The following is a 16,506-nucleotide window of genomic DNA, read 5'->3' as shown; positions in this document are numbered from 1 at the left end:
GGCCGCGCGGCGCAGGACCTCGTTCTCCTGCTCCAGAAGTTTCACCCGGCGGCGAAGTTCTCGGGCTTCGCCAAGCAGGCTGGCAGGGTCGACAATGTGTGGAGCGGTCATCGTGATGACTCCGTTCGAGGATTCTGTGGAAGGTTGACTCGAAGGATCACACGGTGGCCGCGCCTACGTCGGTGACGAGGTCGGCCACGGGGTGGCTACACCACTATCAGGGACTCCACTCTCGCTAGTCACGGCGAGCGGGAGTGGCATCGTCATCATCATTCTCGCTCCACCACGATCAGCTCGTCTCGCGCCCGGGTAGCCGCCACGTAAGTCAGCGAGCGCGCGCGCAGCTCGGCGTCTTCACGCTCCGCGTCGTCCAGCGCCGCCAGTCGGCCCTTCTCTGCCGGGCTCTTCGTGCCGACGCCCGCGAGCACGACCTTGGCGAACTCGAGGCCCTTGGCGCGGTGCATTGTCATCACCAGGGGCCGGCCAGGGCCGGGCTTCTCGCGGTCCACCCCACGGACCGTCACGCCACGCTCGGCAAGTCCGCTGACCACGCGTTCGCGCGCGAAGCGGTCGTGAACGAGCACCGCGATGGTCTCCGGAGCCACCCCGTCCTCCGCGAGCCAGCCCTGCAGAACGTCCGCGATGGTCTGCAGCTCCCCGCCTGTGCCGGTGACCTTGCGGATGTCAGGCTTCGGGCCGGTGCGGGCGGAGCGGTACCCCGTCGCCTCGGGCTCGTCGTCAAGGTCGACGTAGGTGGCACCGGACAGCAGCCCCATGGCGTACCGGAGGTTCTGCGCCGTGGTCCGGTAGTTAAGGGTCAGGCGGCGTGCGCGGCCGACCACGTTGATCCCGAAACGGCTGAGGACGAGCCGCGGGCCGTAGATGCGCTGGTGGGAGTCCTCGGCGATGAACAGGTCGTCCGGTCCCGGGGCCACGAGCGCGCGCAGCATCTGCCAGTGCGCCGGCCCCAGGTCCTGCCCCTCGTCCACGAGCACGTGGTCAGCCTGTGGTCGCGCCGCTCCCCCCGCACCCTCCAGCCAGGCGGCAGCGATCGCTGCCGCTTCGGCATAGTCGAGGCTGCCGTCGACTCGGTTGTGAGCGCGATAGGCCTCGATGAGCCGCCATACCTCCTTGCGGCGACGGCGGTCGAGTGCGCTCCCACGCCCGGCCCGGCGCACCCGGAGGTAATCCTCCTCGGTGCGGACACGGTGGGGCACGACGACGGTCTCGTACTCGGCCTTGAGGAACGTCTCGTTGGCGAGGCTCTCCGGCAGGGTCGTCGTCGTGGCACCGAGGACGGCGTGCCACCGCTGGTTCGGCACGCGCTGGTTCGGGTCGGTTCGCGGTTCGCCGAGGACGGCGTCGATCGCCTGGTTGATCTCGGCACCGGCAGCCCTCAGCACAGCAGCCGCAAGCGCATCCACACCGGCGACGTGCACGCCCGGCTTCCCCAGGCCAGCCGCTCGGGTAGCTCTGGGGTCGAGCTGCTCGAGGCTCTCGCGCATCGAGTCAGCGAGATTGGTCGTGAACGTCGTCATGACGATCCGCGCCTGAGGCGCCGACCTGTGCAGAGCACGAGCGCGATGGACGACGACGACGGTCTTCCCGGTGCCGGCACCGCCCGTCACCCGCGCCGGCCCTTTGTAGCGAGCCTCGACGTAGCGCCGCTGCTCGGGGTGGAGGAACACTCGCCACCGGCCGAAGTCGCCGGACTCGATGACGCGACGCAGGTCGTCCTGGTCCTCGATGAATGCGAACTGCATGCGTGCAGCGGGGTGCTGGAGCGAGCGAAGAACGTCGGCGTCGTCGTCGCCGATCTCGGGAGACTTCTCGATCTGGAGCTTTGCGGCGACGTCATCCACGGAGTCGCCGGTCGCGAGGTCGACGAGCATGAGTCCGAGCCAGCCATCGTGCCGCTGGGCCACGGTGAGGACCTCGTCCTCGGTCCGGGCAGCCAGCACCTGGTCGGCGACCTCTGCGGGCACACCGAGCCTGGACACGAGGTCGTCACGGGAGACACCGAGGGTCTCGAGCAGAGGCGTCACCACCTCCGGGACAGCGACAGTCTGCGTCTCGAGCGCGGGCGGCGCCTGAGGAATCGCTACGGACTCGATCGTCGGGAGGCCGTTGATCGGGTTGACGGTCAGCCTCACCTTCTTGGCGACCTCGATCGCGTCGTCGTGCGGCCAGACGCCGTGGATGACGTAGTGTGCCTCTCCGCCGTGGTCAAGCCGGAACATGACGGCACGCCAGAACTGGTCCACACGGCCCGTGCGAACCCGCGGGTCGACCGCGAGCGCGATGGGCTCGACGTGCAGGCCCGGAAGGGTGTCGTCACCCGACAGCTTCTGCAGGAAGCTCATCGCCTTCGAGCGCACCGAGCCGTCGATCTCGGTCGGCCACTTGGTCATGATGATCGTGGGCATCAGGTCTCCGTCGTCGGTGTCGTACCTGCGGCGTGCAGTGCAGAGCGCACCAGGTCAGCGTCGGGAGCCACGAGCCGCCATCCGTGGCGGTGGAGCACGGCCCGGTCCTCCTCGGTCAGGGTGACGGTCTCCACGACGACGCGCTGGGCGGGCCAGGCGATGTCGAGCAACGTGCCGTCGGGACCATCGAGGCCGATCGCGGGTGCGTCGATCCCGTCGCCGGCCAGCGCGCGGAGCAGGTCGCGCTCCTCGCCCTCGGCGTCCTCGAACGCGTCCTGCCATGCCTTCGGCCACGAGAGATCGATGTTCGCCCCGGTGGCCTCGTGCCGCTGGGCCTCCACCTCGACGGCGGCCGTGGGCAGGCTCTGTCCACCGCTGCGCTCGGCGAGCACCGTGCGGACCGTCGTAATCTCCGTGGGCCAGTCACGCAAGGACAGCAGGTTCGAGGTCCGCAACCATGTCCGCCAGGCGGGCGCGTGGTCAGCGTCGAGGGTGCCGGGACGGTCCTCGAGCACCAGGGCGACGTCCGCGGTTGCCTGCATCACGCCGCCGATCTCGCGACGGCTCACCTCGATCGCCGCGGCAACGGCGCCATCCCGCCAGACCACGACTGAGCGCGGCCCGCCGGGAACCTGCTCATCCGTCAGGCTCCTGGCGGCGATCTCAGCCAACGAGAGGTCGGTCGGGGCGCCCATCTGCGGCGACCCCGGCAGCAAGAAGAACGGCACGGCACGGGCGGTCAGACGACGTCCGTCCTTGTCCGCGCCCGCGATCCAGCCGATCAGGTGATCGACCGGCCCCTGCGCAAGCGCCGCGTAGGAGTTGGGCGACGCCATGAGGGACGGCTGCGTCATGAGTGCCGGCACCATCGCTTGCTGGAACCACACCGGCGGGTCGTCGACGCCCTGCTCGGCGGCGTCGAGATCCTTCGCCGTCACCGCCACGACCAGGTAACCCTGCGCACGGAGGTTGGCGCGCTTGGCGGCGTCGTCGTCGAGGCGGTTGATGGCCTCGCTCGCGTGGAACTTCTGGCCGTCGACGAACACGGCGAGCGGAGGCACGTTCGTGTCCGTGCACGCGAGCACGAAGTCGGGCTTGCAGCCGTGCACCAGGACCTGGGGGGTCAAGGTCCAGCGCCGGGGCGACCCGGGGAGGGTGAACCGCAGGGCATTGCCGGTGGGTGTCGGCTCCTCGACCACGTGCGCCCCGGCGGTCGTCAGCCGCTCGCGGAGCACCAGGCGGAAGCGCTGCTCGATGACGGACTCGTCGTCCTTAGGAGGCGGGATGTTGGTGATGGTCCACTCGCCCTCCGCGGCGGACGTCGCCTCCTCCTTCACACCCAGAAGCACGCGAAGGTAGCGCTCGGCGGAGACCCGTGACACCAGGTGCATCTCGTGGGGCGGGGCGAGCGGGAGCAGGCAGCGGTGGCAGGCGAGGCGGCCCTCGGTGCTGCAGTCGCAGGTCCGGACGATGTCCCACGCGGTGGCGAGGATGGTCCGGAGCACGTCCGGGTCGGCGAGATCGGCCAGGTAGCCGGTGCCCCCAGGGACGACGTCGTGGACGAGCAGGGCGTCGTCGGTGTCGCCGGGCCCGTGGCCGGAGGGCTCGACGACGCGCTCGACGCGGATGTGGTCGGGGTCGCCGCCCATGTGCTCGCGCAGTCCGAGGAGGACGGCGGCCGCGAGGCTGGGCGTGGCGAAGGAGTCGCCGGCGGTCACGGACGTCGGCAGACGCAGCAGCAGTCCCTGCGTCCGCAGGGTCCGGGAGAGCATGACTGCGCGGGTGTTCTCCTCCGCTGACGTGCGGTACCGGCACCACGGCCGGTGCTCGTGGGCACGATTGCGCCCGGTGTCCGTGTCGAGCTTTCCGCAGCCCGCGCATACCCGAAACAGCGACGCAGGGCGCTCCTGACCGGCGAGGAGTCGGGGCACACCCTGGCCGGGCTTGCCGGCGTTGAGCCACCGCAAGGTGACGCCCTTGAGGTACGTGCACCCCAGGCCGGTGTTCTCGACGAACCAGCGGTCGCCGATGCCTGCCGGGTCGACGTCGGCGGCGGTGATGAGCTGGAACTGGATGCGCTCGCGGTCGTCCTGCCGGTCGCTGATCGCCACCTCGTCGCGCCGCACCTCAGCGGTGACGTGCACCAGTTCAACCACCTCGACCTGCTGCCCGGTGTCGGCGATCCCGGTGGCACCGCAGCGCGGGCACTCGCTCGGCACAGCCTGCGCCGCGTCCAGCCCGGTGTCCGTGCCGTATCCGCAGGCGGGGCAGAACACCCAGGGGCGCACGGCCTCGCCGTCGACCCCGAGGTCGAGGGCGTCGACGGTAATCTCCCAGCCGCGCGCGTAGAACTTGGCTCCCGGGGCGAGCTCGCGGATGGCCTGCGCGGAGGCCCGCTGGAACTGCGCGTGTTCGGTCTGGTAATCGCCGGTGTCGGGGTCGATCCAGGACAGGCCGACGTCCAGGGTCACGCTGTCGTCGAGGAGCGTGTAGTTCGGCAGCAGGCCAAACTCCTCCATGACGCCGATCCAGTACTCGGACTTGAGGGTGCCGAGCTCTCCGCTGGTGAGCTTCCGCGCGGCGCGCGCAGAGCGGTAGGCGCGGCGGTCGTCCTCGGTGGCTGCCGTGGAGCTCGCTTTCGTCTCGAGCTCGGGGATCACCTTGTCGATCTCCGTGAGGCGGTGCTGGAGCATCTCGACGGTGCGCTGCCAGCGCAGGCTCGCCTCGTGCACGTGGCCAGCGAATGAGCTGGTGCCCGGCCCGCCGGCCGGGACGAGCCACGCTCGCAGTCCGTCACGAGCGGCGGACGGCAGCTCCTTCCCGAAGGAAGCCAAGAAGTCGTTGACCTCCCCGCCGGCGCCCTCGGCCATGACGATGAGGTCACCGAGGAAGGTGTCCGGCGCGCTCGAGCCCATGACGCCAGCTGCCTTGCGCGGGTGGCGACGGTTCGGGTCGGCGGCCATGCGGTCAACGAGGTGCGCGGTGAGCTGGCGGCGCAGGATCTCCTCGGCGGTCAGGTAGGTCGCGGGCGGCCGCACGGCCCCGTTGATGACCGAGAGCGGGTCGCCGAGCTTCGGCAGGTGCTCCCCCCGCCCGACGACGTACGCAAGGGTCAGGGCGTTGCCGGTGAGGCGCCCGGCCCGTCCGACGCGCTGCACGTAGGACGCGACGGTCCGCGGGAGTGAGGCGAGCATGACGGCGGAGAGGTCGCCGATGTCGATGCCCATCTCCAGGGTGGGCGTCGCGACGAGCACATTCGGCGCTTGCGGGTCGGCCTGCGCGCCCTTGAAGCCGTCCTCGTACTCGAGGCGCTTCGCGTCGTCCAGGAGGCTCGTGTGCTCGCGGGCGACGACGCGCCGCATGTCCGGGCTCGCGTAGAGGCGGCGGTAGAAGCCGGGTTCCAGCGGCGCCCGGCGCAGGGTGCCGGTGCACCGCATGACGAGGCACGGCCCACCGTCCAGCTGGTCGACGACCTCGGCGGTCCCAGGAGTCTGGGCGCGGCACAGGTCGCACACCAGAAGGTGGCGTCCGGCTGCAAGGTCCGCAGCCTGCGTAGGCGCGACGACGACGGCTGAGGCGGGGATGCCGTAGACGGTGCCCTGGGAGTCGGTGGTGATGGCGGAGAGCACGCCGTCCTTGGCGAGCCGCTCGAGCAGGAGGCGGGTGAGGCGACCGCCGTCAGCTGTGCTGACCGGCATGACGCGGGAGGCCCAGCTCGCGTACCAGGACTTGGCGGACGTGACTGCATCCAGGTCGGTCTCGCGGCCACCCGGCAGAGCGCCACCGACGCGCGCGTAGCTGGGCGCGGGTCGGCCCTTCGGGAACGCCGGCATACCTTCACCCTTGGGGCGCCCACCCCAGACGGACCAACGTGCGCCGTCCTGCTTGCGGTAGGTGTCGAACCACGGGTGGTCGATCGCGCCTCGCGTCCGGAGCCGCTCCAGCACTCCGCGCACCCAGCGGACGAGAGTGACGTCGTCCGGCTCGGCGGTGTCCTCCAGCGTGCCCTGCAGCGCGAAGCCGTGGAGAACGCTGCGCGCGACTGTCGCGAGCCGCGCGGGCTGGCCGGCGTCGACCTGCGCGGCGACCGAGCCGACGAGCTCGAGCGTGCGACCGGTGCGGGAGTTGAGGCCGAACTCCATCGCGGCGTCGAACAGCAGGCGGTTGCGGACGCGCTTGCGGACCGAGGTGGGAACACGGCGCAGGGTGTCGGCCTGCCAGAAGTCGGTGAAGGTGGTGCGGTCGGCGCAGTCCGGCGCGAGAATCCGGTAGCGGTGCGCGGGGTCGTCGCCGGCCCGGTTGATGACCTCCTCGACCAGGGAGTCGAGCGGCAGTGCGCCGTCGGCCACCGCGTCACGGAGCACCGCGCGGAGGGTGAGGGTGTGGGAGCGGGCTTGGACGAAGCCCGCGCGGTGCGCGGCGTCCTGGACGGAGTCGGTGAATACCAGCGCCTTCTTCTCGCGCGCGTCCAGGCGCGGCGCGCCGAAGAGCGTCGAGAGGCTGACGGAGAGCAACGTGGCGATGGCGCTGCCGAGGAACCGGATGCCGTCCTCCTGCCCGCAGGCGGGGCAGGCGTCGTCGGCGGCGGCCTTGTCCGCGTCGTCGCCGGTGGTGGTGAGGACCGGTAGGACCCAGCCTTCGGTGAGCTCGGGGTTGTCGTCGGCGGGTGGCTCCGTCAGGAGGGTGCGGCCACGGACCGCCCAGTAGCGCAGGCCGTCGATGGTCTCGCCCTTGAGTAGGGCGCGGTCAGCCTCGGAGGGCGCGTGCAGCAGGGCGCGGAAGCGGCCCTCGCGGCGCATCTTGTTCGCGCGGATCGCGGAGTCGTTGAGTGCGAGGTCCATGCCCACGGGCGCGAGCTCCACGCCCCAGCCGGAGCGCCCACAGAAGCGGCAGTGGATCGCCGGGAAGGGGTCGCGCTGGTCCTCAGGGTGGTCGCCCGCAGCGGGCGGGCCGTCGTCGCTCCACCGGAAGCGGGTGACGGAGTCTGCGAGCCGGTCGATGCGGCTGAGCTCACGAATCCACAGGTGCACGTCGACCGACAGCGCGACGCGGCCGGCGACGGCGCGCACGTGCCCGAGTGCCGCGATGACGGCAGCGATGAGGCGCTCCCAACTCTCGCGGAGCTCGGGGGTGGTGGCGCCGACGACGGCGTCGCTCAGCTCGCGGAGCGCTACCGCGTCGGTGGCGTGCCGAGCGAGGTCCTGCACCAGCGGGTGGGCGCGCGCGGCGCCGAGGAGGAGATCGGTGTCCCAATCGGTGGCGTCGACGTCGTAGAGGTGGCCGAACACCGTGCGGGCCAGGACGGCGCCGTCGGGTGCATCACCGAGGTCTGTGAGGATCGCCAGGGCGCTGGCGACGTCGGTGCCGGCGACGTCCACCGGTGTCAGGCCGCGAGCGGACATCCGGGCGGGAGCATCCCCGACCCATTCGTCCAAGCTCAGTCGGGACTCGGTAACGACGGCGTCGACGGGGAAGTCCTCGCCGAAGACGGTCCGGGCGAAGTCGAGCATGGTGCTCGGGTCACCCTTGTCGCCGAGGGTGGCGGACGTCGCGACTGGCGTGATGCGGCCGAGCGGGCGCCCGCGGTCCTCTGGAGTGAGGTGGGGGTCGTCCTGCGGCCAGTGAGCCTTGAGGGTTAGCCCGAGACGACGCAGGAGCATGGCGACGTCCGTGCCCTGGGCGCCGTCGTACGTGTGGAACTCGTCAAGAACGAGGTACTGCAGGCTCGTCGCGGATTGGCGCCAGATGTCCTGGTCCTCGGCCCGGAGGAGCAGCTGATCGAGCATCTTGTAGTTGGTCAGCAGGATGTCCGGTGCCTCGTCACGAATGACGTGGCGGTCGGTGATGAGGCCGTCGGCGCTAACCTTCGTGCGCTGCGGACCCTTCTGCCCTGTGTAGACGGCGGCGGTGATGGTCGAGAGTTCGGGGCTGCCGGTGAGGATCTGGGTGAGGCGCAGCGCCTGGTCATTCGCCAGGGCGTTCATCGGGTAGAGGATCAGCGCCTTCGTCCCCCGGACCCCTGCGCGCCGTGCGCGCAGCACGTGATCGAGGATCGGATAGAGGAACGCCTCGGTCTTGCCGGACCCGGTACCCGTGGTGACGAGTGTCGGCTGCGGCCGCCGTGGTTGGCCGGCTGCCATCGACGACAGCCGCGCAAACGCTGCGGCCTGGTGTCCGTAGGGCGGGTCGAACCCGCCGTACCACTCCAGGCTGTCCCGCCAGCCGGGCTCAGCCGGGCGGAACGGCAGGCGGAGGCGGACGTACGGGCCCTTGAACATGCCGTCGTCCGGGTCCGAGAGGAACCGGTCGAGCGCGTCCTGAACCTCAGCATCCGTGAGCGCGAACGTCGTGGTCAGGTAGTGCGTGAGCGAGTCCTGGATGCGCGCCGCATGGACCGTGGGCAGAAGTTCGCTCACGACCGCTCCGCCAGCCGCCGCTCGAACTCGGCGTAGGCCTGCCGCATGTCCGCCTCACGGTCGAGCGTCACGAACGGCAACTCGTAGGTGTAGGCGATGCCCGAACCGGGGTGGACGGCGGTCCGCTCCTCCTCCGTGATGCGGTCACCCTTCTTCCGCCAGATGGTCAGGACCGAATTCGGAGCGAGACGACCGCTGGCGTCGTAGTAATAGGCGTTGCGGTCGTAGCCATAGAGGACTGGGAACTGGGTGCGGTAGGTCGCGCAGAGCTCCTCCGCGCTGATCCCGAGCGTCAGAGCCACGAGCGCGTCGACCTCAACCAGGGCCTGGCGGCGCTCAAGCGCTACCCGAAGAGGCGTACGCTCGGTCCACCTCGCAGCGACGTCTCCCAGTTTCGACGGCATAGAACTGCACCATCTGTCGTCGTTAAAGGCATCCTCGAACGCGCTTTCCCACAGTTCCGAATATGCGAACGTGACGCAGTTGAGCCGCAAAATGCGCAATCGCAGGAGCGCCCTGACATACTCGCCGGCAGGAGCTGGCAGTCGGGCGACGGTTCCTGCACTGATCGTTGATTTTGGCACCGCACGGACTGAGAAATCTGCCAGCAAAGAGCTGGCCGTTGCTGCGACGTCCACGAGTTCCGGCAGCGGCAGGTTGGTGGAACCCATCGACGTCACACCGTGGATGTGCGCAGCCCCTGGTGGGATCAAGACCGGTGTGAACGTCCGCTCACTCACGTTGTTTGCCATGTTTCGCCAAGCGACTCTGTAGTAGTCACGAGCCGGCTTGGGGTCGTCTTCGGTTCCCCAGTCGGTGTAGGCGCAGTCGTACTCGTAGCGGTCACCGGCTGGCTTGTAGGCGGTCACCGGGATGGCGTCGGGCGCCAACGCCTCGAAGTCCGTGGCCGACCAGTCGAGATTGTGGAGCATCGTCTTGTTCGGCGTCTTGTACAGCGGCGTCGCGACGTGCAGGTGTGGGCCCTGCAGGATGACGTCATCCCACGTATCTGGAGCCCCCCACTGCTTGGCGAAGAAGCCGCGCCTGAAGTCCGTGGTCTCGTTCCAGCCCTGGGAGAACTGTATATCGAGCGAACCGAGGCGAGGCGATCGCGACAATTTGTCCAGAACTGATGCAGTCGATCGGTTCACCGCGTAGACCATTCGGCTTCGACCAACGGGGACGTCAGAGGTTTCCAAGATCGCGTGCCAAGTCGCCAGCGTCTCGCTGGTGACCTCGACGACACGGCCGCGGTGGGGCCGGAGATCCCATCTGCCGTCTGGGTCCTTGAGGCCCGGCTCAGCACCAGACCCGTCATGTATGAGCGAGCGCGTCACGGTGTCCGGGTGGTAGAGGGAGGTGCCCTGAAGGAATGACGGGCTCACCCGCTTAGCGCCGTAGATGTGTACGCCGAACGAGACGTGGTGGTCGATCTCGAAGAGGACGAGCTCGTTGAGGAACTGCCAGTGCCGCCGAAGGCGACGGTACGTAGCAGCCCGAAGAAGCCCCGCCTTCTCGTCCGTGAAGTGGGTCTCAGGGTGGATGAGACCGCTCGACCCGCGCATGGAACCGTGTCGCCACACCTGTTCCATGAAGCAGCGATAGAGGTCGGGCCGCAGACCCGTCAGATGGGGGTAGAGGCTCGGGCTAGTCAGTGTCGAACGCACAGAGTGAACCGCTGCCGCCGCATCAGCCAGGTAGTCGGCGGCGCCCGGGCTCTGCAGGTGCTTCGCTCGACGGGAGGCCGCGACAGTCTCGGAGATCTTCCCGTCGAGCACCCAACGCACATCCAGTTCGCCAAGGACCGCTCGCTCATCCCAGTCGGGCCGCACCCATGGTGGGTTACCGACTTGCAGGTCGAACCCGCCCCGCGCGAACACCGAGGCGAAGTCGAGCTCCCAGTGGAAGAACCCCTGCTGATGAGCGATCGTCTCGCAGACCTCGAGCCACGGGTGGGCGTCGAGGACCTTCTCGACCGGCATCGCGCTCGCGAAGCCTCGGTCGACATCCTCGTAGTCAGCGAGCTCTTCCCAGGAGGTTCCGGCTCCGAGTGTTTGATTACCTCCGGCCTGCGTGCGCGCCTTCCCTGCGTGCCGCCCGAGCAGCATCTGCAGGGCAGCGATCCATTGGTCGAGGCTCGGCGGTTGAATGCGTTCGAAGCGCCCGTCAACCTCGCGTGATGTCAGCGAGTCGGTGAGCGGCCAGAACCACAACGCGCACCAGGCATCCATGACGCGACGCAGGCGCTGATACGCGCCACTCGCGTCGCGGAGCGCCTCCTCGATCTGCTCGCGCTGGACCGCCCCCCCGGAGGACAGGCCCTCGCTGCCCCAGACCGGGATCGCACGTCGGATCTCCTGTTCGGCGATCTCCAACCGCTGCCACGCGATCTGCCACAGGGACTCGACGCGGTACGCAAGATCCACGAGCGCGTCGACCTGCGACTTGCTCGGCTTGGCCAGCACGCTCGACCGCCACGCCTTGAGCCGGGCGATCGCCTCGGGCGCGAGGTGCTTCGCCTCCTTGGCGTCGACGGCCGAGCCCCACCCTGCTGCGGGCAGGAGGAAGTGATGCACTCCGCCGCCGACGTCAGTGGCCAGGCGGCCGTGGGCGACGTCGTCGGCGAGCGACGTCATCGGAACGTCCCTGGGGACGTCCTTGAGGAACGCCTTGCTCGTCACCTGGTCCCGCCGGAACACCGCGCGTCGCACACCGATGAGCGAATTCCCACGCCGGAGATGCAAGCCGAACCACGGGGCGTCGAGCCCCTGGACCATCGTGTCGAGCCACAGGGAGATCTCCGCGAGCTCGACCGCGGTCGCGTTGAGGTCCACTCCGTAGACGTTGTGCAGGGCGAGGTACGCCTTGACCCGCTGCAGCTCGCGCGGGTACTCGTCGGGGTCGATGCGCTGGCCGAGCTCGTGCTGGCGTCGCTGGAGGTACTGCTCGGCAAGCTCGCGGACCGCTTCGATTGCGAACGCGCCCGAGCCCAGGGCCGGCTCGCACACCGTGAGATTGAGGATGTCCGACGCCGGCGTGCGTTCGCCGTCCTGGTCGAGGAGCTCCTCGAGGGCCTGCCCGACCGTGAAGCGGGTCAGGACCTCGGGGGTGTAGTACGACGCCGACTGCTGGCGCTCCCGGCCCGCGAGGCGGTAGACGAACTCACCCTGGTAGTGGATGACCGGCTTGCGTTCGCCGGTGTGCGGGTCCTCCGCGGTGACGAAGTCCTTGGCCTCGATCCCCTCGGCGCGGTCGACGGGGACCACCCAGGACCCCTTGCTCGGGTCACCGTTCTTGGCGACCTCGTACAGGTCCGTCTCGGCGAAGAAGCCGGTATAGGACATGAGCCCCTCGTACACCGCGCCGAGTTGGTTGATTCCGAGTTCGGCGTAGGAGATGAACCCTCGGTCGCGGCCGCGGGCCTCCTTGCTCAGGAGCAGGTGGCCGAGGACCTTCTGAAGCGCCTCGTTCCCGAGACCGACGTCGTCGATGAGCACGGTGGCCTCGGGCTTGAACAGGTCAGCGCGGAGCGGGTTGAACGCCAGGCCCGGAGCCATCGTCTCGCCGTCGTCGGTGGTCTTGTGCCCACGGTCGACGAGCCGGAAGAGGAGCCCAAGGGAGTCGTACAGGTGCGTGCCCGAGCGGGCCTGGGGGGGTGGCGAGCTCGACCTGCACGAGCTCCCGCAGGCGGTCGAGGCTGTAGCCCTGCGCGTACTCCGGGGCACCGACCGGGAGCACACCCAGCTCGGGCGACGCCTCCGCGTAGAGGAGGAAGAGGATCCGGTACAGGAACCGCAGGGACTGCTTGGCGAGGGGCTGCGCTTGGTCACCCGGCAGCGGTCCAAGGCCCTGAGCCGCGCGCCGGCGGACGACCTCGTTCGCGATGATCTCGATGGACAGCCGCACGCCGTCCCGCAGGTCCTGCGAGACACCGACGGTGTGTTTGACGGACTCCTCGAGGATGCCGTGCCACCACAGGCCGCCGTCGGCGTCGGGTGCGACGGACTCCGCCGACAGGCAGGTCAGGGCGCGGTCGATCTCCTTGCCGCGGCGCGCGTCGTTGCGCTCGCACACGAGCTGGACGTCGACCGCGAGATACCGGCCCTCGGCCCACCGCTCCCGCTCGGCGAGCAGCGCCCAGCGACCCGCGAGAACCAGGGCGAGCGCGGGGGCGTCGTCGTCGACGAAGAGGGCCGAGAGCAGGCGCGCGACGGAGGTGTAGGACTCCCCGCCCTCCTCCAGAGCGAACGACTCCAGGAGGGACGGCTCGTCCTTGGACAGAAGGTCCTCGATCGCGGCCACGGGCCGGGCGAGGACGATAGCGAGTGGGGCGCCGTCGGTGATGCCGGGCGCCGAGACGCGGATGAGCGGTCCGGTGCGCTCGTGGTGCAGGCCGTGGCCGGTGAAGCCGAGCACGTCGAGCAGACGTGTGTGGACGTCCTCGGCGGCTGCGGCGAGCGAGCTGCCGGACTTTTCCGCGAGGGCCGCGAGGTCGACCTCCAGGCCCTGGCGTGCGTGGGTGAACCGCGACCGCACGGTGGCGCGGTCCTCGGCGTCTTCGGCGTCCCACTCCTTGCGGCGCTCCAGCACGCGCGCCTGGAACGACTGGGACTTGGCCTCGGTGGTGAAGAAGTGCTCAGAGATCCACGCTTCACCGATGACGATCGCGTCCGACGCGCTCACGCCACACCTCCTTCGGGGACGACGACCAGCAACGGACGGACCAGTTGACGGTCCGGGTTCATCGCCGTCACCAGCTCACGCTCCTGCTCCACGCTGATCCGCCGCAGCTTGAGGTCCTTGTACTGCAGGAGGGTCCCAGCCTCCTCGTCCCACTCGTCCAGGCGCGTCGACCACTCGGCGACGCGGGCGGCGACGTCGGCCTCCGCCGCGGCGAACACCTGGCCCATCTGCGCGCGGGCCTTGCTGACGGCGGGGGCGATGAGAGCGGTGAGACGCTCGGTCCCAGCGAGCGCGCCTGGGTTGGTGCGAGCCGCCGTCCAACCGAGCGCAGACAGCGCAGCGGACGCGGACTCGTGCGGGTTGACCAAGGCGAAGTCCGGGCTGTCGAGGTCCGGGAACTGGACCGTGAGCCAGGACGCCGCGACGACCTGCCCGCGGCGGTTCGTCAGGGTGCCCAGCAGGAGGACCGTCGCAGCCTCGACGTCACCGCGGACCGCGAAGACCTCGTTGCGCCCCAGAGACGCCAGCGCACGGTCCGACGCCCACTCCAGCACGGGGTGGAGCGGTGCGAGGTAGTGCGCGTCCGGCCAGGAGGACTCGTTCTCGTCCGTCAGCGCGGCGCGCAGACGCTCGGCGCCCTTGGCCGGGGTTGTCGCGAGCTTCAGGCTCTGGGTCACCTTGCGGTCGGCGAGGTAGGACTGCGGGAGCACCTCGAGGCGCTGGACGAGATCCCGCGGCGGTGTCAGCTCGGCGATGCCGTGGCCGGTGTGGTGGCGCCACTCGACGCCATTGTTCGTCACCTTGCCGGTGGGGTCGATGTACGCGGCGCGCAGGGCCTCGTCCAGGTAGGTGACCTCGTCGGGGTAGAGGCCCGTGCCGTACTGCGCGGCCGGCGCGATCACCGGGGCGACGGATGCGGACTGGTGCGAGGCGCCGTCGTCGGCGGGGGCTGTTCCTGCCAGACGCGCGAAGAGCGCGGCGAGGTCGTCGGCGGCCGTCGCGTCCTCGACCGACTTCACGACCTGGTCGAAGTCCTTCTGGCCGGCGAGGACCTTGCGGATCTCCTCCTCCTCCTTGCCCACGTCGTACTCGCCCATGAGAGAGGCGACGTCGCCGAGGGCGGTGTGCGCCTCGTGCTCGCGCTCCATGAGTCGGGCGAGGACGCGGACGTCTCCCGAGAAGCCCTGGCTCGTCGGGTCGAGGAGGAGGGTCGTGATGCGCGGCGGGTGCTTCTGGCCGTACCGGTCGATGCGCCCGTTGCGCTGCTCGATGCGGATGAGGCTCCACGGGATGTCGAAGTGGATCAGCTCGTGGCACTGAGCGTGCAGGTTGACGCCCTCGGACGCGACGTCGCCGGTCACCAGCACGCGCACCGGGGTGTGGGACTGCTTGAAGGCCTCGACGATGCGCTGCTGCTCGTCGTCAGGCAGACCGCCGTGCATGATCTCGACGCCTGCAACTGGGAGGCCGAGGTCCTTGATGAGCTGCTTCTGGAGCCAGTGGAGCGTGGAGATGCGCTCGGCGAAGATCACCGCTCGGTGGGGGGAAGCCTTGCTGATGCCGATCTGCTTGAGGTGCTCGAGCAGGCGCTGGTACTTGGCTGACGGCTTCGCGAGGGCGGCGGTGGCCAGGTGCTCGAGGCGGTCCAGGGCGGCCCGCTCGGTGTCGGCCGCGGGGCCTGTGGTGAGACGACGTCGTCGTGCGCGGACCGTCTCCTGCAGCGCCGCCGGGGAGGAGAGGAACGCCTTCGCGAGCGTCCACGGGAAGAGCGTGGCGTTCTGGCCGGAGTAGGGCGTGCGACCGGAGGCCGGGTGGAGCCAGACGTCGTCCAGCTCGTGGGCGATCGCGTTCTCCTCCGGTGTGGCCGGTACGAGGATGTTCTGCGGCTTCTGCCGCTCGGCCCAGTCCGCCCCGACGACCTGCGCGACCTCCGGGCTGTGCCGGTGCCGGCGGATGACGAGGCGCTCCACCTCCCGCGGGACGAGTTCCCCGTCCGGCCGGACGGCAGAGGGGTCGAGCAGGCGGATGAGCTCGGCGAAGGACTCCTTCTTGCCGTTGTGCGGGGTGGCCGAGGCGAGGATCAGCGCGTCCGACTGGCGGGCAAGGACGCGCGCGAGGCGGTTGTTGAGGGTCGCGGAGTTCGAGAGGTTGTGGGACTCGTCGATGACGACGGCATCCCACCGCTGCTTGGACAGGTGCGCCACGTACCGGTCGGACTTCAGGGTGTCGATCGAGATGATCACGCGCCGGTAGTACGTGAACGGGTTGCGCGTGGCGGGAAGCTTCTGGCGGACGCGCTGGATGCCGGCCGAGTCGAGGCGGACGAACGGCAGGGCGAAACGGGACCACATCTCGTGCTGCATCTGCTCCAGCACGTGGCGCGGCGTCACGATGAGGATGCGGTCGCCACGGCCGCGGCGAACCAGCTCGGAGAGGATCATCCCGATCTCGAGGGTCTTGCCCAAACCAACCGCGTCCGCGAGCAGGATGCGCGGGCGGAGGTTCGCCGGGTCGAGCGCCTTGCGGACCGCGGACTGCTGGTAGGAGAGCGCGTCCGCGAGCGCGCGCGTCGAGACGGTGAGCGAAGGGTCCGCGAGCGGGACCGCGGTCTTGCGGATCGTCGACTCGAGCCAGAGGCGCGACGTGCGGTAGTTCGAGCTGACGTCCGGGACGACCCTGGCTTGTGCGGGGTCGAGCGGGTGGACGTCGTCGAGGCTCGTGTAGAAGGTCGCCTCGGTGTCGCGGACGAGCTCGCCGAGCCCTTGGACGCGGATCAGCAGGCCGTCCGCCGTCTCCTCGGTGGCTCGGACGAGCCACTCCTCGTCCCGGACGACGACCACAGAGCCAGGCGCGATCGCTCGCTCACTCGACTCCGATGTCGCAGCGGCGCTTACCAAACCTGTCACTGTCACTCCAGAATCATCGGTCACTGCGGACTGAACCTTGACCCTAGTCCGGTTTGCGCGCGCCGCCGAGCATCG

The 16,506-nt window shown here is 69.7% G+C and carries 5 protein-coding genes; all 5 read right to left on the bottom strand.

Features of this window, described 5'->3' with window-relative positions; genetic code table 11:
- Nucleotides 1-269: 269 nt before the first annotated feature.
- Genes IGS67_RS12380 through IGS67_RS12365 form a run of 5 tightly spaced genes read right to left on the bottom strand, consistent with a single transcriptional unit; the run spans nt 270 to nt 16,365 of the window.
- The gene (locus tag IGS67_RS12380) at nt 270-2,426 is read right to left on the bottom strand and encodes a UvrD-helicase domain-containing protein (RefSeq protein ID WP_192281559.1); all 2,157 of its coding nucleotides are present in this window, start codon (nt 2,424-2,426) and stop codon (nt 270-272) included.
- A complete protein-coding gene (locus IGS67_RS12375) occupies nt 2,426-8,842 on the bottom strand; it encodes a DEAD/DEAH box helicase (protein ID WP_192281556.1) in 6,417 nt (2,138 codons plus the stop codon). The genes IGS67_RS12380 and IGS67_RS12375 overlap by 1 nt, the downstream gene beginning before the upstream one ends.
- Nucleotides 8,839-12,399, bottom strand: coding sequence for a class I SAM-dependent DNA methyltransferase (locus IGS67_RS12370; RefSeq protein ID WP_210767299.1), 3,561 nt, complete (start codon nt 12,397-12,399; stop codon nt 8,839-8,841). Before IGS67_RS12370 ends, IGS67_RS12375 begins: the two co-directional genes overlap by 4 nt.
- A complete protein-coding gene (locus IGS67_RS13685; protein WP_210767298.1) occupies nt 12,362-13,525 on the bottom strand; it encodes a hypothetical protein in 1,164 nt (387 codons plus the stop codon). The genes IGS67_RS12370 and IGS67_RS13685 overlap by 38 nt, the downstream gene beginning before the upstream one ends.
- Nucleotides 13,522-16,365, bottom strand: coding sequence for a helicase-related protein (locus IGS67_RS12365; RefSeq protein WP_192281553.1), 2,844 nt, complete (start codon nt 16,363-16,365; stop codon nt 13,522-13,524). Before IGS67_RS12365 ends, IGS67_RS13685 begins: the two co-directional genes overlap by 4 nt.
- Nucleotides 16,366-16,506 lie beyond the last annotated feature (141 nt).

Source organism: Flavimobilis rhizosphaerae (assembly GCF_014852685.1).
In the GTDB taxonomy this organism is placed as follows: Bacteria; Actinomycetota; Actinomycetes; order Actinomycetales; family Cellulomonadaceae; genus Flavimobilis; species Flavimobilis rhizosphaerae.
Note: the sequence above shows the minus strand (reverse complement) of the source record. Positions and strands in the feature narration are given on the sequence as shown.

Excerpts from the sequence above, each read along its gene's own strand:
- IGS67_RS12380 (WP_192281559.1), bottom strand. The coding sequence starts at position 2,426 with ATGCCCACGATCATCATGACCAAGTGGCCGACCGAGATCGACGGCTCG.
- IGS67_RS12370 (WP_210767299.1), bottom strand. The coding sequence starts at position 12,399 with ATGGCTCCGGGCCTGGCGTTCAACCCGCTCCGCGCTGACCTGTTCAAG.